Genomic DNA, 22,215 nt, shown 5'->3' on the forward strand with positions numbered 1-22,215 from the left:
TGCTACGTCCATGGTATAACATGGCACGGTATAGGTCTTTCCGTCCTGACCGGATTTGCAGACGCCGTCCCGGCGCGCCCGAAATTCGCGGGTACCGGGCGAAAAGCCGAGCTTTTTACCCGGGTGTGACCAAGCGGTTGCCATGACTCAGGCTGGGCTCTCCGACTACGGTAGTGGGGGTGGAGACGGCGACGCGGGCGACGACGGCGACCGACCGACGACCGAGGCGGCCGCCGTCGCGGGCGACGTGAGCCAGCGGGTGAACGAGATCGTCGACCGACACGAACTCAGATACCCCGACGCCGAGGGGACGCTGGAACTGATGGTGTCGCAGGTGAACTACACCGTCGAGGGACAGGGCCGCGACGAGTATCCGGTCGTCCACGTGTTCGGGCGAACGCCCGACAACGACCCGATGCACGTCCGCGTGCTCGGCTTCGAACCGTACTTCTACGCGCCGACGGAGACGCTCACCGACGAACTGCTCGCCCGCGACACCATCCTCCGAACCGAAGCCGGCTACGAGAGCATCCGCGGCGAGGAACTGACGAAGATCGTCGGCCGCACCCCCCGCGACGTGGGGCAGATGCGCGACGAGTTCGACCACTTCGAGGCGGACATCCTCTTCCCGAACCGCTTTCTCATCGACAAGGACATCAACGGCGGAATCCGCGTCCCGGACCGCCGCCTCGACGACAACGTCGTCCAGGTCGCGCACGACGAGGTCGTCGCCGCCGACGTGGACGCCGACCTCCGCGTGAACACGTTCGACATCGAAGTCGACGACAGAAACGGCTTCCCCGAAGAGGGCGAGGAGCCCATCATCTGCCTGACGAGCCACGACAGCTACCGCGACGAGTACGTCGCGTGGCTGTACGAGGCTCCCGACGGCGACGGTGAGAGTCCGAGCGCGCTGGACGAGTACGCCCCGTACCGCGACGACACCGACGTCGACGTGCGTATCTTCGACGAGGAGGAGGCGATGCTCGACGCGTTCGTCACATACGTCGAAGAGACCGACCCCGACGTGCTCACCGGCTGGAACTTCGAGGATTTCGACGCGCCGTACTTCCTCGACCGACTGGAGAAACTCGACGCGTTCACCGACTACGACCTCCGTATCGACCGCCTCTCGCGGGTGAACGAAGTGTGGCGCAGCGGGTGGGGCGGACCGAACGTCAAGGGCCGCGTGGTGTTCGACCTGCTGTACGCGTACAAGAAGACGCAGTTCAGCGAACTGGAGTCCTATCGCCTCGACGCCGTCGGCGAACTCGAACTCGACGTGGGCAAGGAACGCTACGCGGGCAGCATCGGCGACCTCTGGGAGCAGGACCCCACTCGGCTCCTGGAGTACAACGTCCGCGACGTGGAGCTTTGCGTCGAAATCGACCGCAAGCAGGAGGTCATCCCCTTCTGGGACGAGGTGCGGACGTTCGTCGGCTGTCTGCTCGAAGACGCCCCGACGGCGGGCGACGCGGTGGACGTCTACGTGCTGCACAAAGCCCACGGCGAGTTCGTCCTGCCGACCAAGGGCCAACAGGAGTCCGAGGACTTCGAGGGCGGCGCGGTGTTCGACCCCATCACGGGCGTCAAGGAGAACGTCACGGTGCTCGACCTGAAGTCGCTGTACCCGATGTGCATGGTGACCATCAACGCCTCGCCGGAGACGAAAGTCGGCCCCGACTACGAGGGCGAAACGTACCGCGCACCGAACGGGACGCGCTTCCGCCGCGAACCCGACGGGATGATGCGCGAGATGATCGACGACCTGCTGACCGAGCGCGAGGAGAAGAAGGCGCTCCGGAACGACTACAAACCCGGCTCTCCGGCGTACGAGCAGTACGACCGCCAGCAGGCGGCGGTGAAGGTCATCATGAACTCCCTCTACGGCGTCTCGGGGTGGGACCGGTTCCGCCTCTACGACAAGGAGAACGCCGCGGCCATCACCGCGACGGGTCGGGAGGTCATCGACTTCACGCAGACCGCCGCGAACGAGATCGACTACGAGGTCGCCTACGGCGACACCGACAGCGTGATGATAAGCCTCGGTCCCGACGTGTCGAAGGACGAAGCCATCGAGCAGTCGTTCGAGATAGAGGAACATATCAACGAGCGGTACGACGACTTCGCGCGCGAGGAACTCGACGCCGACGAACACCGGTTCCAGATCGAGTTCGAGAAGCTCTACCGCCGGTTCTTCCAGGCGGGTCGCAAGAAACGCTACGCCGGACACATCGTCTGGAAGGAGGGCAAGGACGTCGACGACATCGACATCACCGGCTTCGAGTACAAGCGCTCCGACATCGCGCCGATCACGAAGCGGGTGCAGAAGCAGGTCATCGAGATGATCGTCACCGGGAGCGACACCGACGACATCAAAGAGTACGTCCGCGACGTGATTCGGGACTTCCAGGACGAGGACGCGAACCTCGAGGAGATCGGCATCCCGAGCGGCATCGGCAAGCGGCTGGAGAGTTACGACACCGACACGGCCCAAGTACGGGGTGCGAAGTACGCGAACCTCCTGTTGGGGACGAACTTCCAGCGCGGGTCGAAGCCCAAGCGCCTCTACCTGAAGAAGGTTCATCCGGCGTTCTTCCGCCGGATGGAGGAGGAGCGCGGCTTCGACGCGCGGACGGACCCGCTGTACGGCGAGTTCAAACGAAACCCCGACGTTATCTGCTTCGAGTACGCCGACCAGGTCCCCGAGGAGTTCGAGGTGGACTGGGACAAGATGCTCGAAAAGACGCTCGAAGGGCCCATCGCCCGAATCATCGAGGCGCTCGGCCTCTCGTGGGACGAGGTCAAAAGCGGCCAACAGCAGACCGGACTCGGCCAGTTCGGCTGAGAACGAGTTCCTCCTTCGTTCGTCGAGCGGCGACCAAACGCCCCGCAGTCGACGGGTTCTGTCGACCCTGTGTTTTCGATACCGAAAACAAATTTCCTCGCAGCGGAAACCGTAGGGGGTAAATGCGTAAGCATTAATGGGCGCAAGCCCCCACCGTCGAACACGAGGAACACACTATGGCAACACTCGAAATCAAGAACCTCCATGCGGAGGTCGCAGTCGAGGACGGAGAGAAGATTCTCCGAGGCGTCGACCTGGAAGTCAAGTCGGGCGAAATTCACGCCCTGATGGGCCCGAACGGCTCCGGGAAGTCGACCACGGCGAAGATCATCGCCGGGCACCCCGCCTACGAGGTCACAGACGGTGAGATTCTGCTCCACCTCGACGAGAACGAGTTCGGCGACGAGTTCGAGATTCCCGAGGACAAGCGCACGTGGAATCTGCTCGAACTGGAACCGAACGAGCGCGCGGCGCTCGGTATCTTCCTCGGTTTCCAGTACCCCGCCGAGATCGAAGGCGTCACGATGACGAACTTCCTCCGCCAGGCGCTGAACGCCAAACTCGAAGAGCGCGAAGAGCTGTTCGAGGAGGACGACGGCGACGACGCCGAGGAAGAAGAGGAGTCGGGCTACGACACCTCCCCGATGGAGGGCCCCGCGGACGAGGGCGAAGTCGGTGTTGCCGAGTTCCAACAGCTCCTGAAGGAGAAGATGGAGCTGCTCGACATGGACGAGAAGTTCGCCCAGCGCTATCTCAACGCGGGCTTCTCCGGCGGCGAGAAGAAGCAGAACGAGGTGCTTCAGGCGGCGATTCTCGAACCCTCGCTCGCCGTGCTCGACGAGATCGACTCCGGTCTCGACATCGACCGCCTGCAGGACGTCTCCGAGGGCATCAACGCGCTCCGCGACGAGCAGGGGACGGGTATCCTGCAGATCACGCACTACCAGCGCATCCTCGACTACGTCGAACCCGACGTCGTCCACATCATGCTCGACGGCGAGGTCGTCATGGAGGGCGGCCCCGAACTCGCCGTCAAACTCGAGGACAAAGGCTACGACTGGGTCCGCGAGCAGACCTACGAGACAGCCTGATAAGGCTGCACCAGCTACACCAACCTAACTAACCATGAGTTCAGAACAAGACCACCTAAAAGAGACAGACACCGAGGCCCGCTTCGAGTTCAAGAAGGAGCAGAAATCCTCCTTCCAAGCCGACAAGGGCCTCACGGAGGAGACCATCCGGGTCATCTCCGAGGACAAAGACGAACCCGAGTGGATGCTCCAGCGACGCCTCCGCGCGCTGAAGCAGTTCCAGAAGATGCCGATGCCGACCGACTGGCCCGGCCAGCCGGACCTCTCGGAAGTCGACGTGAACGAGATTATCCCGTACATCCGACCGGACGTCGAGACGCGCGGCAGCGTCGACGACTGGACGGACCTCCCCGAGGAGATCAAGGACACGTTCGACAAACTCGGCATCCCGGAAGCCGAGAAGAACGCGCTCTCGGGCGTCGGCGCGCAGTACGAGTCCGAGGTCGTCTACCAGAACATGCAGGAGCGCTGGGAGGAGAAGGGCGTCGTCTTCATGAACATGGACCAGGCGGTCCAGGAGCACGAAGACATCGTCAAGGAGTACTTCATGACGAAGTGCGTCCCCCCGAGCGACAACAAGTTCGCCGCGCTCCACGGCGCCATCTGGTCCGGCGGGTCGTTCGTCTACGTCCCCGAGGACACGACGGTCGACATGCCGGTGCAGGCGTACTTCCGCATGAACTCCGAGGGGATGGGCCAGTTCGAGCACACGCTCATCGTCGCCGAGGAGGGCTCGGAAGTCCACTACATCGAGGGCTGCAGCGCGCCGAAGTACTCGGCGTTCAACCTGCACTCCGGCGGCGTCGAGGTGTTCGTCGGCGAGGACGCCCACGTCCAGTACTCGACGGTGCAGAACTGGTCGAAGAACACGTACAACCTCAACACCAAGCGCGCCATCGTCGAGAAGGGCGGCCGCATGGAGTGGATTTCGGGCTCGATGGGCTCGAAAGCGACGATGCTCTACCCGGCCTCCATCCTGAAGGGCCGCGGCGCCTCGGACAACCACATCACCATCGCGTTCGCGGGCGAGGGGCAGAACATCGACACCGGCGCGAAGGTGTACCACAACGCCCCCGAGACGAAGTCGACCATCGAGTCCAAAAGTATCAGTAAGGACGGCGGCCGCACCAACTACCGCGGCCTCGTCCACATCGCCGACGGCGCGTACGACTCCTCGACGGCCGTCGAGTGCGACGCGCTGATGTTCGACAACGAGTCCACCTCGGACACGATGCCGTACATGGAGATCAACGAGTCGCGCGTCGACGTCGCCCACGAGGCGACCGTCGGCAAGATCGGCGACGAGGACATCTTCTACCTCCAGTCGCGCGGTCTCGACGACGACGACGCCAAGCAGATGATCGTCTCCGGGTTCATCGAACCCATCACGGAGGAACTGCCCATCGAGTACGCGGTCGAACTCAACCGCCTCGTCGAACTCGAGATGGAGGGGAGCCTCGGATAGATGAGCGTGCAACTGCCATCCAGCCTCTCGGAGGACACCATCCGCGAGATCTCCGAGGAGCGAGACGAACCGGAGTGGCTGCTCCAGCGACGCCTCGACGCGTTCGAGGCGCTCGACGAACTCCCGCTGCCGGACGTCATCCAGACGCCCGGCCGCCGCTGGACGAACCTCGAAGCGCTCGACTTCGAGACTCTCGTCGACCCGCTGAACCAGTCCGACGAGACCGAGCGCACCGCCGAGGGCGACGCGGTCGTGCTTTCGTTCACGGAGGCGCTCGACGAGCACGAGGAACTCGTCCGCGAGCACTTCGGCACGGTGCTCGACCCCGAGACGAACTACCTCACGGCGCTCTCCGCGGCGCTGTTCACCACAGGCACGTTCGTCTACGTCCCCGAGGACGTCGACGCGGGCGACGTGAAGATCCGCGCGGAGATGAACTCCCGCTCGCTGTTCAGCCAGACGCTCGTCGTCACCGAGGAGTCGGCGTCGACGACGATTCTGGAGGGCACCGAGACGGGGACCGGAAGCGAGGAGATCGAGGGCGAGCGCTACTTCAGCAACCTCGTCGAAGTCGCCGCCGGCGAGAACAGCTACGTCCAGTACGGCTCGCTGCAGAACCTCGACGAGGAGACGTACCACTTCACGCTGAAGCGCGGTCACGCCGGCACGTACGCGACTATCAACTGGATCGAGGGTAACCTCGGCTCCCGACTGACTCGCTCGGACGTGGAGACGAACCTCGTCGGCGACTCCTCGGAGACGAAGATCGTCGGCGCGTTCTTCGGTCACAACGACCAGCACTTCGACGTGAACGCCCGCGTCTGGCACGAGGCCGAGCACACGACCGCCGACCTCGTCACCCGCGGCGTGCTCGACGACGAGGCGCGCTCGGTGTACGAGGGCGTCCAGGACGTCGGCGAGGACGCGTGGGACACGAGTTCCTACCAGCGCGAGAACACGCTGATGCTCTCCGACGAGTCCGAGGCCGACGCCTCGCCGAAGCTCATCATCCACAACCACGACACCGAAGCCAGCCACTCGGCGACGGTCGGACAGGTGGACCGAGAGGAGCTGTTCTACATGACGTCGCGCTCCATCGACCCGGAGACGGCGCGAAACATGCTCGTGGAGGGCTTCTTCGTTCCTGTCCTCGAAGAGATCGAAGTCGACGAGTTCCGCGACGACCTCGACGACCTCATCGTTCAGCGCCTCGACTGAGGCGAGTCGCGGCCCGCGTCGCCCTACGTTCGATTTTTCGGCGGGTTCCGGAGAGACGCGAGGGGAACCGCTTAAGTTCGTTACCCCCCGACCAACGGGTATGACCGACAGGGTATCGAACGCGAGCGGAGGGCCGACCCCGTGAGCGTCGGCCACCGCGTAGGCTCGGACCACCAACTCGCACGCCTGCTACAGATCGGAATCGTGCTCGAAGAGGTGGTCGAAGCGCGCGCGTACCACCACTACCAGTCCCTGTCCGCCGACGAGCGCGAACTCGACGCGGAGATAGAGCAGTTGCTGGAGCACGCCGCCGAGGAGTCCGCCGACCACCGCCAGCGACTGGAAGCGATCATCGACGAGCTCGACGCCGAGAGCATCCCGTTCGAGGACATCGAGACGCTCGTCGAAGCGCGCTACGGGAAGACGAAACCCGACGACTTCGACGGCGTCCTCTACGATCAGCTCTGTAACGAAGAGACCGCCTACAAGTTCTACGACGACCTCATCGAGGGAATCGAAGCCAGCGACGCGTCGTTCTCTATCGAACGAGAGCGTCTGCTCTCGGTCCTCCGCGACATCCGCGCCGAAGAAGCCGAGGGCGTCGAAGAGGTGACGAAAATCATGGAGACACGAGAATGATGGGAACCAACCGATGAACACGGCAGACCAGTATCTGAAAGCGATCTACCTCATCCAGGAGATGGAGGACGGCCCGGCGGCGACTGGCGCACTCGCGAAGATGCTCGACGTCAGTCCCGCCAGCGCCAACGAGATGATCGGCAAACTCGAAGACCGCGGCCTCGCCGAGCACGAGAAGTACAAAGGCGTCCGGCTCTCCGACGAGGGAATCGTCCGCGCCCGCGACGCGCTTCAGACGTACTGCATCATCGAGCGGTTTCTCACGAACGTTCTCGAAGTCGAGGACTTCCGAGGGGAGGCCCGCGAGTTGGAGAGCGTCATCGACGACACCGTCGCCGAGCGACTCGACACCATCATCGACCGCAACAGCGAGTGTCCCGACTGCTTCGACCCCGAGACCGACGCCTGTCGGTATCTCGAGGTTGAGTCGGAGAATCTCGCAGACTGAACCGTCCTGTCTCCGGACGTGAACGAACATACAACTAAGCGCGTTCAGTGAGAGGCCCGATTCATGAGCGGGACCGATAGCGCGCTGAGCAGACTCAAGCGGTTGGCAGGGCTCACCTCCGAGGAGGAGCTTCCGTACGTCTGCCTGTCGTGCGAGACGGGTTACGACGTACAGTATCACGTCTGCCCCAACTGTGGCAGTTACGCGGTAGAGAGACGGCCCGAGTGACGGCCTACCGACTCAGAGCGGAAATCACTAATAGCCGGAGGACGACCGATTTCACGTAGTCGGAACCGACCGACTCGGTCGAGTCCCGTGGTGTAGTGGCCAATCATAATGGCCTTTGGAGCCATTGACGGCGGTTCGAATCCGCCCGGGACTATCCTGCGAGGAACGGACGTGACGAGCGGATAGTCCACGCGAATTCGCAGCCCAGAAGACGAGAGGATTCGAGTCTTCGCGGTTCGAATCCGCCCTTCTGCGGCGAGTTGTAGACGTACCTAGATTCGCACCGAGGGCGGATTCGAAACGGGGAGCGGGCGCAGTGAGCGTCCGCGGGGCGAACCCGCCGAAAAGACGGCGAGGCAGGCGTTGTCGACGCTGTGCCACACCGGCTAGTTGCTCTCGTTTCCGCCACCGTCGTCGCCCTGCACCGGAATCAACTGCGAGTCGACGAACCCCTGGTCGTCCTCGGGAAGGAACGAGTAGTTCGGGCGGACGCGGTACACCTGTCCTTGCTGGATGTTCGCGTCGTCGGCGGGATAGACGAGGAATCGCTCGTTGGTGTTGAGGTACGTGGCGACACGCGTGTTGTAGTCGCTCCACGCGGTGAAGCCGGTCTGCTGCGGCGTGTAGTTCACCACCCCGGAGACGATGCGAAGTCTCGCACCGGGGTTGAAGTTGTTCGACTGGAACAGCGCCTTGTACCGGGGTTGGTTCCCGTCCGTCTGGGCGGCCGCGCCGCCAGTCGCCGACAGGCCGAGCGCGAGACCTCCAGCGGACAGCGCGCCGGTTTTCAGCACGGTTCGTCGAGTCGATTCGCGTTCGTCCGTAGTGTTGTCACTCTCGTCGGTCATAGATTCACCACGGGCCGTCGAGCAGCGTGGCGAACGCACGTCGGCACGGTGAACCTCGCGCGCCGACGGTCGTTCAGACGACCCACGCAAACTGACGACAAGCAGTTCCGAAAGCGCTAGCCTTGTTCTTGTAAGCAACCGTCGACGAGGAGTCAGCCCGACGCTCAGACGGCCGCTCGATAGCGAGACACCGACCGTCGGGGCTAGGACCGGACCCGAGAGGGGTCACACGTCGAACCCGAACCCTTCTGTCGCCGCCGTCCGAACTCCGTGCTATGAGCGGGCGCATCGACGGTGGGCTTCGACGGGCGCAGTACAGCCTCCGATACGTCGTCTTCTCGGCGTACTACGCAGCCGTCCGTCGCAACCACCGGCACGGATGGTACGCACCGAAGAAACGCGTCGGGTCCGCGAGCTTTCGGAGTTACGAACTCGTCAACAAACACGGCGACGACGCGTTGCTACGCCGACTCCTCCGCGCCTGCGAACCCGGCGACGTCGTCTACGACGTGGGCGCGAACACCGGTGTCTACTCGCTGGCCGTCGCCGCCAACGAACCCACCGCCCGCGTCGTCGCTTTCGAACCGAATCCGGACGTCGCCGCGCAACTCCGGGCGAATGTCGCCCGCAACGGGTTCGGAGACCGCATCACCGTCCGCGAGGAGGGTGTGGGCGACCGGACCGAAATCCGCCGGTTCCACCGCTCCACGTACGACGAACTCGGGTCGTTCGACGCCCGAAACGCCGGGGCGTGGGAGGCGAGCGTCCGCGACGAGGTCGACGTTCACGTCGTCGCCCTGGACGACATCGTCGAAGGGGTCGGAGTGGGCGATAAAGACGGAGACGAAGACGGTGAACTCCCGCCGCCGGACCACCTCAAAATCGACGTCGAGGGGTACGGGTTGGAGGTGCTCCGGGGCGCGCGCGAGACGCTTCGCTCGGTGCGGCCGACCGTCTACTTCGAACCGCACAGGGAAGGCGGCGAGGACCGAACCGACGAAGTCGCGTCGCTGCTGCGGTCGCTCGGCTACCGGATTCGAGCGCGGCCCGGGGCGTGGCTCTGCGTTCCGACCGCGGGCGAAGCAGCGGAGACGACCGACTAAACCAGCCGGAACTTCACGCGCTCTTTCTCGCCGCCTTTCGTCTCCCGGCCCGTGACTTCGACGGTGCCGAGCTCGTCGGTGTTCTCGACGTGGGTGCCCGCGCAGGCGGTCCGGTCGTACGGGTCGTCCTCGGGGCCGATTTCGACCAGCCGAATCTCGGTGATGGAGTCCGGCAGGAGGTGGAGGCGGGTCCGCTCGGGGTCGAGCGTCGCTTCGGCCTCCTCGCGGTCCATGACGTACCAGCGGACGGCCATCGCGTCGTCGACGAGATCGTTCATCCGCGCCTCGATGTCGGCGAGGTCCGCCTCGTCGAAACGCTCGTAGGCGCAGTCGAGGTACGCGCGGTCGGCGTACAGTTGATTGCCGGTCGTTTCGGCGTCGTACTCCGAGAGCAGGAGCGCAGAGAGGAGGTGTTGGGCCGTGTGATACTTCATGTGCGAGTACCGGCGCTCCCAGTCCAGTCGGCCGGTGACCGTCGCCCCTACCTCGGGTGGCTCCTCCGACAGCGTGTGGTACACCGTGTCTTTCTTCGAGACGTCGGTGACGGTCCACGTCCGCGCCCCCTCGCCCGGTTCGTCGCCGGCGAGGGTGAGCGTCCCGGTGTCGTTCGGTTGACCGCCGCCGGTCGGGTAGAACGCGGTGCGGTCGAGGACGACTCGGTCGTCGAGGACGCGTTCGACTGTCGCCTCGAACTCGCGGGCGTCGGTGTCGTCGAGATACAGCAACTCGGTCATAAACGTTGGGAGCCATCGAACCCACTTACTGGTTCGCGTTGCGGCGGATTCGTGCGCCCGAAACCGCGAGAGGCGCAGCGAGGAAGGGGTTCACCGAGTCCGGATTTTCCGAGTCGTCGGCCCTGTCGTAACGCCTAAGAGCGAAACGACCCTCTCTTCGAGCAACAATGACCGAAAGCCCTTCCCATCGGAGGTGGACTCCGTGGGGGTCGAGATAAAAGAGACGGAGGTTACAGAGGAACAGTTCGAGGAGATGAAGCAGTTCGTCTACGACTACCTCGCCGCCAGCGTCGAGAACGAGGACGACGGCGGACGGATGCGGTGGTACCCGTGGCACAGCGCCGACTACCGCTTCAACCACATCATCAACGTCGTCGCGCTCGCGACCCACATCGCCGAGCGCGAGAACGCCGACGTCGACGTCGTCGCCGTCGCGTCGCTGTTTCACGACATCGCGAAACTCGACGCCGACCAGGACGTCCACGCCGAAGAAGGCGCGCGCGTCGCCCGCGAGTACCTCTCCTCGCACGGCGAGTTCCCGCAGTCGTTCATCGACGAGGTCTGCCAGGCCATCGAGGACCACTCGTATCAGGGACCGCTCTCGGACGTGTCGCTGGAGACGCAGTGTCTGATGGAGGCCGACATCCTCGACAAAGTCGGCGCGAACGGCACGGCGCTCATGCTGCTCCGGATGGGCTACGAGGCCCGAACGCACATGGACGCCGCCGAGATGGTCGAGCGCGTCCTCCAGCGCGGCGTCGACGCCTCCCGTCGCATCGAGAGCGACACCGCAGAGAGCGTCGCCCACCGCCGCCTGAAGCGCGTCAAGTGGTTCCGCGAGTGGCTCGAGGAGGAAGTGCCCGAGATGAACCACGAGCGGTTCGGGTTCTGAGTCGGCTCTGAGTCGGCGAATCGACGACCGGCGACTGACGATTCGTTTTATATCGTGTCCAACACGCCCAGCACCCGCTCTTCGGCGTCGCGGCCGGGGTCGTGTTCGGAGCCGTCGCGGTCGCTCTCGCGGTGTTCCTTCACGGTTCGACGCATCGCCTCGTCGACCGGCGTCGACTCCCAACCCAGTGAGGCGAGCTTGTTCGTGTCGAGGACGTGCGGGTACGGTCGGTAGAGGACGAAATCGGTCGGTTCGAGGTCCGCGGCGGCGAGTTCGCGCTCGCCCGCGTGGACGACCTCTATCTCGGTGTCCGCGGCGTCGGCGACGACCTCCACCATCTCTTCGAGCGTGACGAGTCGCCGGTCGCCGACGTTGTACGCTTCGCCGGGTTCGCCCGACTCGGCGACGATGCGGAGCGCGCTCGCCACGTCCTCGACGTACGCGCGGTGCCAGATGTTCGTGCCGTCGCCCGGTACGACGACGCGGTCGTAGTTGTCGACGCGGTCCAGCCAGTAGTCGAGTCGCTCTGTGTAGTCGTGCGGTCCGTAGACGATGCACGGACGGACCGAGGTGGCGTTGACGCCGCGCTCCGCGGCCTCGAAGATTACGCGGTCACCCTCGGCTTTCCGGGGGCCGTAGCTCTCGGCGGAGTCGTCCTCGGCTTGCTCGGGCGTGCAGTTGCAGAGTTCGGTGACGCCCTCGCGTTTGGGAATCTCCTCGCTGCCGTAGGCGCTCCCGCTGGAGATGTAGACGTAGCCGTCGACGTCGGCGAACACGTCGACCGCCGCTTCCACGTCCTCGGGTTTGTACGCGACGCAGTCGACGACGATGTTCGGCTCCGCCTCGTCGCGGGCGCGTTCGAGGTCCGCTCGGTTGGTTCGGTCGCCCTCGACGCGACCGACCCGGTCGTCGTCGGCGAAGGGGTTCTCGTGGTTGCCGCGGTTGAAGATGGTGACCTCGTAACCGTTCTCCAGGAGGTCGTCGACGACGTGCCGGCCGATGAAGCGCGTCCCGCCGACGACGAGTGCTGAATCCGAGTCGCTCGTGTCGCTCATGTCGGTTCCCGGTCGGTGGTGCGGGGTGAAAAGTGTACGAGTGCCGGTCCGATTGGCCGTGATTACGCGTTGTCCGTTCACTCCGCGGCCGCCGCAGCCTCCAACACCCTCCCCTCGTCTACCCTCTCAGGGCCGTTCTCCGCCCCGCCGCGCCCCCTTTCGACGTGTTCGGTCGCCGGGGACGTGCGAGACGCCCGCGCGGTTCGCGAAGGGGTCGCCGCGAGCGCCGCGAGTGAACGTCGTCGCGTCGTGGTGGCGGCCGAGCAGTTCCTCGACGGTGTTGCGGCCGGCGAAGCGCGTCCCGCCGAGACGGAGAGCGGTTTTCATATGTTCTGCTCTCGCGGCGGAGCGCGAAAGGCGTGCGTCGAGCGGAACGGGCGCGTGCAGTAAGAGAAGCGGGAGAGCTCACTGGACTACGTCGCAGACGCCGATTCGAATCTTCGACGCTCACCGTCCGTGAGCGCCGGCGCTCCGGTCTAACCCTCGAACGGGTCCTCGTAGTCGTTGCGGATGAAGTAGCGGACCCAGTTGCCGTACGTTCGGTCGGCGGGGTGGTCTGCGACCTGCTCGTACCGGACGACGCCGTCCTCGTCGACGACGTACGTTGCGGCGATGCCGGTCAGCCCGTGGCTGGTCTGCTCGGTGCCGCTGTACTTCTCGGCTGCCTCGCCGTCGGGGTCCGCGAGCAGTTGCACGTCGAGGTCGTAGCGGTCGCGCATCTCGGTGACCGGCCCGACGGAGTCGGTGACTACCGGGAGCACGTCGACGCCCTCGTTGAACCAGAGGTCGTACGAGACCTCGCTGAACGTCTGGAGCTGTTCGGCGCAGAAACTGCACCAGTGGCCGCGATTCACGAGCACGACAGTCGGACCGGAGTCGAGCGTCTCCGAGAGCGAAACCGATTCGCCGGCGGTGCTCTGCAACTCGAAGTCGGGTGCGTCGTCGCCTACGTCTGGCATATCTCGCGAGATGGACGCCACCGTGAAAACCACGGCTCGGTTAGGTGTGGCGGCTACACGCCCCCGGTAGCTTTAGGTCCGGTTCTCTGTTGCGAGCAGCGACCGAAGGCTCACCGCCTGCGCCTCGAACTCGGCGATGTCTAACTCGTCGGTCGTGACGATAACGCCGTGGTCGTCGACGAGTACGCGACAGACGAACCCCTTCGAGAAGACGCGGATAGTGTACTCGTACTCGCCGATGTCGGGTTCGGTCGTCTCGTCGCCGAACAGGTCCTGATACGTCTCCCGCGAGGAGAAGCCGAGGCGTTCGTTCTCGACGAGCGGTTCCTTCACCGAGCGGACGCGCGAAGGGTCGTCCGCGTAGAGCCCCGAGCGGAGGTACAGCACCTCGAACTCGTCGGGCGTGAAGTAGATGACACTGCGGAGTGCATCGCCGAGCGCAGTCCGCACGAGGTAGACGATGCTGTCGGCGAAGTCGTCACTGGGTCTCGACGTCATACGGTACCTTACGGCCGCCGGCTTAACAGTCGTTTCCCGCGGTCGGTCGGTGCGTCGGCGAACCGCTATCGACCCTCCGCCGTTGAGTTGTTCGACTCATCCGAACCGTTCCGTCTGCTCGAACCGCTCTGCCCGCCCGAACCACTTTGTCCGCCCGAGCCGTTCTGTCCGCCCGAACCGCTCTGTCCGCCTGAGCCGTTCCGTCCGCCTCCCGTCGGCGAGAGCTTCGTCACGCCGTCGTAGAAGGCGGCTCCGCCCGATGCGAGGTACGCGAAGAAGCCGATACCGCCGCCCCGATACTGCGAATCGGTTCCGGAAAACTGCGTGAGCCGCTCACCGTTCGCGCCGAACAGCCCCACCGTGTGCGACCCCGCCTGCCCCCACCGGACGACGACGCGATACCAGCGGTTCTGTCGGAGCGAGAACCCCGAGTTCGAGGCGCCGATGAGTTCCTTGGCCCCGCCGACCTCCCGGTAGAGGAACACGTTGCTGGAGGGGAACTGCAGTTTCACGTAGTACATGTTGTTCGGGTCGGTGACCGCGTATCCGAAGTTGACCGTGTCCGCGCCGCCGGTCGCGCGCACCCAGTACGAGAACGTGTCCCCGGGCGTCGGACTCCGCGGCAGCGACGACGCGAACAGGAGGCCGTCGACGCCGGCGATTCGCAACGACCGTTCGCCGGAGCGAGAGACGTTCTGCACCGTCGAGATTCCGGGCCGCCCGTTAGCGAACTGATACCGCTCGGTCAGTCGCTGGTTGCCGTACTCGAACTCCTCGACGACGACCTGCTGTCGCTGCTGCTGCGCCGCCGCCGTCGAACTGCCGAACGCCGGGACGGCACCAAGCGAGAGCCCCGAAGCGACTCCGAGCGTCTTGAGCGCGTCGCGGCGTCCGACTGTGCGTCCGATCGACTCGTCAGAGTTGTCGTTTCTCTCCATCGCTACGATTTCCGACAGTACGACATAGTATAAATTCAATTCAGAGATACGATAACTTCTCGTAGCACTGTCGCTACTCAGCGCGAGAGAGTCAGTGAAGATGTCTAACGGACGGAATCAGGCGGCGTCCGGTCACTCACGGGACCGTTCGGATGGGCCGAACGAGGGGTCTGGAGACGGAGAGCGGGCGACTCGGCTCTCGACTCAGTCGTCGCTCTGTGCGACTTCGCGGCCGAGGCGAGCGTCTTCGACCGAACCGGCGGGCGCCGGGAGTTCCTCGCGGACGTCGGCGCGGCCCTCCTCGGAGATGACTTTCGCGTACGCGTCCGGCATCACCTTCGTGAAGTTCTGGACTTCGGCGGGCCACTCCGCCAGCAGCGACCGGGCGCGCTCGCTGTCGGCGTAGTCGGCGTGGTTCTCCACGAGGCGGCGCAGCATCGTCTCGTCGCTGTCGTCGAGTTCCCGCGAGAGCGACACCATCTCGGTGTTCGCCTTCGCCGCCAACTCCTCGTCGGGGTCGTAGACGTAGGCGACGCCCCCGGACATCCCCGCGGCGAAGTTCCGGCCCGTCCCGCCGAGTACGGCGACGACGCCGCCGGTCATGTACTCGCAGCCGTGGTCGCCGACGCCCTCGACGACGGCTTTCACGCCCGAGTTGCGGACGGCGAAGCGCTCGCCCGCGACGCCGTTGACGTACAGTTCGCCCTGCGTCGCCCCGTACAGCGCGACGTTGCCGACGAGGACGTTCTCGTCGGGTTCGTAGCTCGCCTCGGCGGGCGTCTCGACGACGACCTTGCCGCCGGAGAGCCCCTTGCCGACGTAGTCGTTCGCCGCGCCGGTGAGACGCATCGTCACGCCCGAGGCGAGGAACGCGCCGAAGCTCTGGCCGGCGACGCCGTCGAACTCGCAGGTGATGGTGTCGTCGGGGAGTCCGTCCCCGCCGTAGGCGTCCGAGATACGGTTCGAGAGCATCGCGCCGACCGCGCGGTCGACGTTCGAGAGCTCGTGACTGAGGTGGACGGGGTCGCCGTCTTCGAGCGCCGCGGCGGCCTCCTCGACGAGCTGGCGGTCCAGTTGCGTGTCGAGGTCCGAGTGCGACTGCTCCTGCGTCTTCCGGCGCTGGTCGCCCGCCGGCTCCGCGAGTACCGCCGAGAGGTCCAGGTGCTTGGCCTTCTCGTGGTCGGTGTCGACCTGCTGGAGATATCCCGGACGCCCGATCATCTCGTCGACCGTCTCGAAGCCGAGCTCGGCCATGATCTCGCGCAGTTCCTGCGCGATGAACGTCATGTAGTTGATGACGTGGTCGGGTTGGCCGGGGAAGCGGTTCCGCAGGTCCTCGTTCTGCGTGGCGACGCCGACCGGGCAGGTGTTCTCGTGGCACTGCCTCGCCATCACGCAGCCCGCGGTGACGAGCGACGCCGTCCCGAAGATGTACTCCTCCGCGCCGAGCAGCGCCGCGATGGCGACGTCGCGGCCCGTCTTCATCCCGCCGTCGGTGGAGACGCGGATGCGGTCGCGCAGGCCCGTCGCGCAGAGCATCTGGTTCGCTTCCGCGAGGCCGAGCTCCCACGGCAACCCCGCGTTCTTGATGCTCGTCTTCGGCGACGCGCCGGTGCCGCCGGAGTCGCCGGAGATGTGGACGACGTCGGCGTTGGCCTTCGCCACGCCCGCCGCGATGGTGCCGATACCCGCCTCGGAGACGAGTTTCACGTTGATGTCGGCGTCCTCGTTTGCGACCTTCAGGTCGTGGATGAGCTGCTTGAGGTCCTCGATGGAGTAGATGTCGTGCAGCGGCGGCGGCGAGATGAGGCCGACGCCCGGCGTCGAGTAGCGGACGTGCGCAATCATCTCGTTGACCTTCTTGCCGGGGAGGTGGCCGCCCTCGCCGGGTTTGCTCCCTTGGGCCATCTTTATCTGTAACTCGTCGGCCGACGAGAGGTAGTGGCTCGTGACGCCGAAGCGACCGGAGGCCACCTGCTTGACGTTGCACTCCTTCTCGGTGCCGAAGCGCTCGGGGGGTTCGCCGCCTTCACCCGAGTTCGACTTCCCGCCGATGCGGTTCATCGCGATGGAGTTGTTCTCGTGGGCCTCCGGAGAGAGCGACCCGAGGCTCATCGCCGCCGTCGAGAACCGCTCGACGATCTCCTCGACGGGTTCGACCTCCTCGATTGGGACGGGGTCGCGGTCGGAGTCGAACTCCAGCAGCCCCCGGAGAGTCTGCAGTTCCTCGCTCTGGTCGTTGACGAGTTCGGCGAACTCCTGGTACGTCTCGTAGCTACCGGAGCGGACCGCGCGCTGGAGCGCGCCGACCGTCTTCGGGTTCCACTGGTGGTGGAGACCCGACGAGCGGTTCTCGTACTCGCCCTGTACTTCGAGCTTCGGGTCCTCGCCGTAGGCGACGGCGTGGCGCGCGAGCAGGTCCGCCTCTATCTGGGGTATGCCGATGCCCTCGGTGCGGATCTCGGTGCCCTCGAAGTACTCGCGGACGAACGACGAGGAGAGACCGACGGCCTCGAATATCTGCGCGCCGCGGTAGCTCTCGACCGTCGAGATACCCATCTTCGCCATCGTCTTCAGCAGGCCGTCCTCGAGCGCCTTCACGTACGCCGCGATGGCCTCCTCGGGGTCCGCCCCGTCGGGGCCGGCGACGATGTCCTCGATGGTCTGGTAGGCGAGGTAGGGGTTCACCGCGCCCGCGCCGTAGCCGACGAGCGTCGCGAGGTGGTGGACTTCGCGGGGGTCACCGGACTCGACGACCAGGCCGGCGCGGTTCCGCAGGCCGTTGCGGACGAGGCTGTGGTGAACCGCGCCGGTCGCCAGTAGACTCGGAATCGGTACCCTGTCGGGGCCGGCCGCGCGGTCCGAGAGCACGACGATGTCCGCGCCGCCCTCGATGGCCTCGCGGGCGTCCTCGCGGAGGCGCTCGACGGCCGCCTCCAGTTCCTCGTCGTCGGGGTCGTACGTCGCGTCGAGCGTCTCGCTGCGCAGGCCGTCGCTCCCGTCGAGGTTCTTGATTCCCGCCGTCTCTTCGTCGGTGACGACGGGCGAGTCGAGCACGAGTTGGCGGGCGTGTTCGGGGGACTCCACGAGCATGTTCCGCTGGTTGCCGAGGCGGGATTCGAGGCTCGTCACCAGCTTCTCGCGGATGTAGTCGATGGGCGGGTTCGACACCTGCGCGAACAGCTGTTTGAAGTAGGTGAACAGCGGCCGGTTGAACTCCGAGAGCACCGACAGCGGCGTGTCGTCGCCCATCGAGCCGACGGGGTCTTTCCCCTGTCTGGCCATCGGTTCGATGAGGTGGTTCAGTTGGTCCTGCGTGTAGCCGAACGCCACCTGTTGGGCGCGCAACGACTCGACGGTACCGCGCGTGCCGAACGCCTCGGGGTCGGCGTACGCCGAGAGGTGACGCTGCTCGTCGCGGACCCACTCGCCGTACGTCTCGTCGACGAGCGAGTCGAACACCTCCTCGTCAGGGACGACGCGGCCCTCCGCGGGGTCGGCTACGAACAGCTGACCGGGTTGGAGACGCCCCCGCTCCTCGATTTCGGCCGGGTCGTGGTCGAGCGCGCCGACCTCGCTCGCCATCACGAGGCGGTTGTCGGTCGTCACGTCGTAGCGACACGGGCGCAGGCCGTTGCGGTCGAGCACCGCCGCGACTCGCTCGCCGTCGGTGGCGGCGACGAGCGCCGGGCCGTCCCACGGTTCGACGAGGCTCGCGTGGAAGTCGTACCAGTTCCGGCGCGCTTCGTCCATCGCGGGGTCGTTGCGGTACGCCTCCGGAATCAGCATCCGGAGGACGTGCGGCAGGTCGCGGCCGCCCTGCAGCAGCAGCTCGACGACGTTGTCGACGCTGGCGGTGTCGCTCTGGTCGGCGTTCGTCACCGGCTTTATCGTCTCGATATCGCTGCCGAACTCGGGGTGTTCGAGCTCCGTCTCGCGGGCGCGCATCCAGTTGACGTTGCCGCGGATGGTGTTTATCTCGCCGTTGTGGACGACGTTGCGGTACGGGTGCGCGAGGTGCCACGCGCCGAGCGTGTTCGTCGAGAATCGGGCGTGAACCATCGCCAGCGCCGACTTCATCCGCTCGTCGCGGAGGTCCGGATAGTACGTCGGCAGCTGCTCGGCTTTCAGCAGTCCCTTGTAGACGAGCGTCCGCCGCGAGAGCGAGCAGACGTAGAACCGACCGCTCCCCTCGATGCCCGAGTCGTCGACGGCGTTCTCGGCGGCGCGGCGGCCGACGTACAGCGCGCGGTCGAACGCCTCGGCCTCGGCCGATTCGTCGGACGGGCGGACGAACAGCTGCCGGACGTCCGGTTCGGACTCTACGGCCGTCGCGCCGAGGTCGGAGTTGTCCGTGGGGACGTCGCGCCAGTGGAACGCGTCGAGGCCGTGGTCGGTGAGCGCCTCCTCGACGACGGCGACGACCCGTTCGCGCTGGTCGTCGTCCTGCGGGAAGAAGACGGAACCGACCGCCCACAGTTCGGGGAGGTCGGAGTCGAGTTCGTCGGCGAAGAAGTCGTCGGGCCGTTGAATCATCACGCCCGCGCCGTCGCCCGTGTTCTCCTCCGCGCCGGTGGTGCCGCGGTGTTCGAGGTTTACGAGCAGTTCCAGCCCGTCTGCGAGTACGTCGTGGGACGCGCCGCCGTCGAGGTCCATGACGACGCCGACGCCGCAGTTCGACCGCTCGTCGGTCGGGTCCGCGAGGCCGACCCTGCGGGTGTCTCTGTGTGGCTTGGTCATACGACTGCCTTGGCGCTGGTACTTATTAGCGTACCCCTGAAAGGATAAGGGTGTTTTTATGGCATATAAGGTTATTAGGATAGACTTTATAGGCCGAACGACCGTGACGGATTCGGGACGGTTCGCGGCTGCTGAGGCTCCACCCGAGCGCTCGCGGCGACTATTTATCTGCGTGGTCGAGGGCGGAGTCCCGGCCGAAAACATCTCCGACTCCGGGAAAGTCGCCGGCGTTCGAGTCAAAGTCGGAGACGGGAGTTACCTCCACATCCCGTACAGTCGGGCGTATTCGATACGGACGAGCGAGGAGGGAGGGACCGTGGACTACTCGTCGCCGTACAGTCGGGTCGTCTGCAGTTCGTCGGAGAGTCTCGCTACGAGCGCGAAGACGGAGTCGTACGCTCAGTACGACTTGGCGAAGTACGCCGTCTCCTCGGACGTCTCGCCGCAGATGGCACACTCGTCGTGCTCGTCGAGGTCCAACTGCTTCTCCTCGTCGTCGGGGAAGGGAACCATCACGATCTCCGCGGAGATCTGGTCTTTGATCTCCGTCTCACACGCTTCCTCGCCGCACCACGGCGCGCGGACGTAGCCGCCGTGCTGGCCGATAGTACCGAGAATCTCGCTTCGGGCGAAGGCGTCGCGGACGTTCTCTTCGACGTTCTCCTCGGCGGCGGCGTACAGTTTCGCGTACACCTCGTCGAAGTGACTCTCGACCGTCTCGGCGATTCCCTCGCGGGCCTCGACCGTCGACTCGCCGTCGGGGCGGTGGACGACCGTGATTTCGTCGTCGTCGACCTCGTTGGGGCCGATTTCGAGGCGGACGGGGACGCCGTTGAGTTCGTGCTCGTTGAACTTGAAGCCGGGGTTGCGCTCGTCGCGGTCGTCGAGTTCGACGCGGATGCCCGCTTCTTCGAGGTCGTCGGCGACGCGTCCGGCGTAGTCGAGCACGTCCTCCTGGTTCTCCTCCTGCCAGATGGGGACGACGACGACCTGGGTGGGCGCGACCGTGGGGGGAAGCACGAGCCCCTGGTCGTCGGAGTGGGTCATGATGAGCGCGCCGATAGAGCGCCACGAGAAGCCCCACGAGGTCGTGTGAGCGTTTCTGTCCTCCTCGTCCTCGTCGGAGTAGGTGATGTCGAACGCCTCGGCGAAGCTCGTGCCGAGGTGGTGACTCGTCGCGCCCTGCACCGACTTGCCGTCGGGCATCAGCGCTTCCACCGTCGTGGTCGTGTCCGCGCCGGGGAACTTGTCGTGGTCGGGTTTCCGCCCGCGGAGCACGGGGATGGCCAGCAGGTCCTCGTAGGCCGACTCGTACTGGTCGAGACGGAGCAGCGTCTCCTCCCAGGCGTCTTCGTGGCTGGCGTGGGCGGTGTGGCCCTCCTGCCAGAGGAACTCCTTCGTGCGGAAGAACGGCTTCGTGTCCGTCGCCTCCCAGCGGACGACGGAGGCCCACTGGTTGACGCGCAGGGGGAGGTCGCGGTGGCTGCGGACCCACTGGCTCATGTAGGGGGCGATGATGCTCTCGCTGGTGGGGCGGACGGCGAGGCGCTCTTCGAGTTCCTCGTGGCCACCGTGGGTGACCCACGCGACCTCGGGGTCGAACCCTTCGACGATGTCCTTCTCGCGTTCGAGGTAGCTCTCGGGGATGAAGAGGGGGAAGTAAGCGTTCTGCACCTCGGTCGCTTTGAACTTCTCGTCGAGGTAGCTCTGGACGGCCTCCCAGAGGGCGTAGCCGCGGGGGCGGGTGACGATGAAGCCGCTCATCCCCTCGGGGGCGTAGTTGGCCAGTCCGGCCTTCTGGACGACTTCGGCGTACCACTCGCCGGTGTTGTACTCCTTGGACTCGGTGATGCCGAGGTCCTGGTTGTCGGTCATTGTCGAAACGGTCGCAGTACGGTGGGATATGACTTCTGGATGCGTGCGACGGTCTCTCGGTCGGACGTTCGGACGTGTCTCGATAGGTTCCCTCAGACCGCGTCGACCCCGAACGGGCTCTCCGTCTCGGTCCACTCCCACCCGGGCAACCGCGTCTGAAACCCCGCCGCCAGCGCCGCGTCCAGGTCGTCCGCGCCGGCGACGCCCTCGGTGTGGGTCATCGTATCCGCGACGTGGAACGTCGCCTGCGCGAGCAGCGCGAGCGGTTGCCCGCCCGCGATAGTCGACGCCAACTCTCGGCCGAGCACCTCGTCGACGACGAAGCCCGGATAGTCGCCCTCGACGTCGAGTTCCCGCAGAATCCGCGCGTAGCCCGCGACGTTGACCGCCACGTCGCCGTCGGCGAAGACGGTGTCCACCTCGGCGCGGTACTGCGCCTCGGTCACGGGTGCGACGTCGGTGCCGAAACGCTCGCCGAGCGCCTCCCGAACCTCGTTGATGAGCGCGACAGTGTCTGGAGCGCGCGATTTCAGCCTCTCGCGTTCGGCGGCGACGGCGTCGGGCGTGAGTTCCATAGCGGAACCGAGAACCGCCGGTGGCTTTCCTTTTGCGAAGGCTTTTATAACGAGAAGGTAA

General features: G+C 65.5%; 18 protein-coding genes and 1 tRNA gene. 9 read left to right on the forward strand and 10 right to left on the reverse strand.

Annotation, left to right across the window (positions count from 1 at the left end; genetic code table 11):
- Positions 1–142 precede the first annotated feature (142 nt).
- The 7 genes from FCF25_RS11270 (at position 143) to FCF25_RS11305 (ending at position 8,091) form a co-directional block, all read left to right on the forward strand.
- Positions 143–2,848: a DNA-directed DNA polymerase gene (locus tag FCF25_RS11270; RefSeq protein WP_117592055.1), complete on the forward strand. Its 2,706-nt coding sequence runs from the start codon at positions 143–145 to the stop codon at positions 2,846–2,848.
- 176 nt (positions 2,849–3,024) lie between these two features.
- On the forward strand, positions 3,025–3,939 hold the full coding sequence (locus FCF25_RS11275; protein ID WP_117592053.1) for an ABC transporter ATP-binding protein: 915 nt from the start codon (positions 3,025–3,027) through the stop codon (positions 3,937–3,939).
- A 34-nt stretch (positions 3,940–3,973) separates the two neighbouring features.
- Positions 3,974–5,404 (forward strand): Fe-S cluster assembly protein SufB, encoded by a 1,431-nt coding sequence (gene sufB, locus FCF25_RS11280; RefSeq protein ID WP_117592052.1) that lies wholly within the window; start codon positions 3,974–3,976, stop codon positions 5,402–5,404.
- Positions 5,405–6,622, forward strand: a complete 1,218-nt coding sequence (gene sufD / locus FCF25_RS11285; protein WP_137048791.1) for a Fe-S cluster assembly protein SufD — start codon at positions 5,405–5,407, stop codon at positions 6,620–6,622.
- 141 nt (positions 6,623–6,763) lie between these two features.
- Complete coding sequence (locus tag FCF25_RS11290) at positions 6,764–7,261, forward strand: ferritin-like domain-containing protein (protein WP_117592048.1); 498 nt, start codon at positions 6,764–6,766, stop codon at positions 7,259–7,261.
- 13 nt (positions 7,262–7,274) lie between these two features.
- Complete coding sequence (locus tag FCF25_RS11295; RefSeq protein WP_117592046.1) at positions 7,275–7,709, forward strand: metal-dependent transcriptional regulator; 435 nt, start codon at positions 7,275–7,277, stop codon at positions 7,707–7,709.
- Positions 7,710–8,018: 309 nt separating this feature from the next.
- A tRNA-Gln gene (locus tag FCF25_RS11305) sits at positions 8,019–8,091 on the forward strand.
- A gap of 232 nt (positions 8,092–8,323) precedes the next feature.
- On the opposite strand, the gene FCF25_RS11310 is transcribed toward FCF25_RS11305, so the two are convergent.
- A complete protein-coding gene (locus FCF25_RS11310) occupies positions 8,324–8,785 on the reverse strand; it encodes a hypothetical protein (protein ID WP_117592045.1) in 462 nt (153 codons plus the stop codon).
- Between the two features lie 275 nt (positions 8,786–9,060).
- Between FCF25_RS11310 and FCF25_RS11315 the strand changes: the two genes are divergently transcribed.
- Entirely contained in the window at positions 9,061–9,888 is an 828-nt protein-coding gene (locus FCF25_RS11315; protein WP_137048793.1) for an FkbM family methyltransferase, read from the forward strand.
- Here FCF25_RS11315 and FCF25_RS11320 read toward each other — a convergent pair.
- Positions 9,885–10,622, reverse strand: a complete 738-nt coding sequence (locus tag FCF25_RS11320) for an alanyl-tRNA editing protein (RefSeq protein WP_137048794.1) — start codon at positions 10,620–10,622, stop codon at positions 9,885–9,887. The genes FCF25_RS11315 and FCF25_RS11320 overlap by 4 nt on opposite strands.
- A 202-nt stretch (positions 10,623–10,824) precedes the next feature.
- Here FCF25_RS11320 and FCF25_RS11325 point away from each other — a divergent pair, with 202 nt between their 5' ends.
- The gene (locus FCF25_RS11325) at positions 10,825–11,514 is read left to right on the forward strand and encodes an HD domain-containing protein (protein ID WP_117594105.1); all 690 of its coding nucleotides are present in this window, start codon (positions 10,825–10,827) and stop codon (positions 11,512–11,514) included.
- A gap of 47 nt (positions 11,515–11,561) precedes the next feature.
- On the opposite strand, the gene FCF25_RS11330 is transcribed toward FCF25_RS11325, so the two are convergent.
- The 8 genes from FCF25_RS11330 to FCF25_RS11360 form a co-directional block, all read right to left on the reverse strand.
- Positions 11,562–12,569 carry an NAD-dependent epimerase/dehydratase family protein gene (locus FCF25_RS11330; protein ID WP_137048795.1) on the reverse strand — a complete coding sequence of 336 codons (1,008 nt, stop codon included), beginning with the start codon at positions 12,567–12,569 and terminating at the stop codon, positions 11,562–11,564.
- A 126-nt stretch (positions 12,570–12,695) separates the two neighbouring features.
- Complete coding sequence (locus tag FCF25_RS11335; RefSeq protein WP_137048796.1) at positions 12,696–12,896, reverse strand: hypothetical protein; 201 nt, start codon at positions 12,894–12,896, stop codon at positions 12,696–12,698.
- A 149-nt stretch (positions 12,897–13,045) separates the two neighbouring features.
- Positions 13,046–13,528, reverse strand: a complete 483-nt coding sequence (locus tag FCF25_RS11340; protein ID WP_137048797.1) for a peroxiredoxin — start codon at positions 13,526–13,528, stop codon at positions 13,046–13,048.
- 72 nt (positions 13,529–13,600) lie between these two features.
- Entirely contained in the window at positions 13,601–14,026 is a 426-nt protein-coding gene (locus FCF25_RS11345; RefSeq protein WP_137048798.1) for a hypothetical protein, read from the reverse strand.
- 65 nt (positions 14,027–14,091) lie between these two features.
- Positions 14,092–14,964, reverse strand: a complete 873-nt coding sequence (locus FCF25_RS15665; protein WP_168191242.1) for a hypothetical protein — start codon at positions 14,962–14,964, stop codon at positions 14,092–14,094.
- A gap of 204 nt (positions 14,965–15,168) precedes the next feature.
- A complete protein-coding gene (gene gltB, locus FCF25_RS11350) occupies positions 15,169–19,704 on the reverse strand; it encodes a glutamate synthase large subunit (protein ID WP_137048799.1) in 4,536 nt (1,511 codons plus the stop codon).
- Between the two features lie 399 nt (positions 19,705–20,103).
- Entirely contained in the window at positions 20,104–21,579 is a 1,476-nt protein-coding gene (gene proS / locus FCF25_RS11355; protein WP_137048800.1) for a proline--tRNA ligase, read from the reverse strand.
- 92 nt (positions 21,580–21,671) lie between these two features.
- The gene (locus tag FCF25_RS11360; protein WP_117592027.1) at positions 21,672–22,154 is read right to left on the reverse strand and encodes a hypothetical protein; all 483 of its coding nucleotides are present in this window, start codon (positions 22,152–22,154) and stop codon (positions 21,672–21,674) included.
- Positions 22,155–22,215 lie beyond the last annotated feature (61 nt).

Source organism: Haloprofundus sp. MHR1 (genome assembly GCF_005155585.1).
Lineage (GTDB): Archaea > Halobacteriota > Halobacteria > Halobacteriales > Haloferacaceae > Haloprofundus > Haloprofundus halophilus.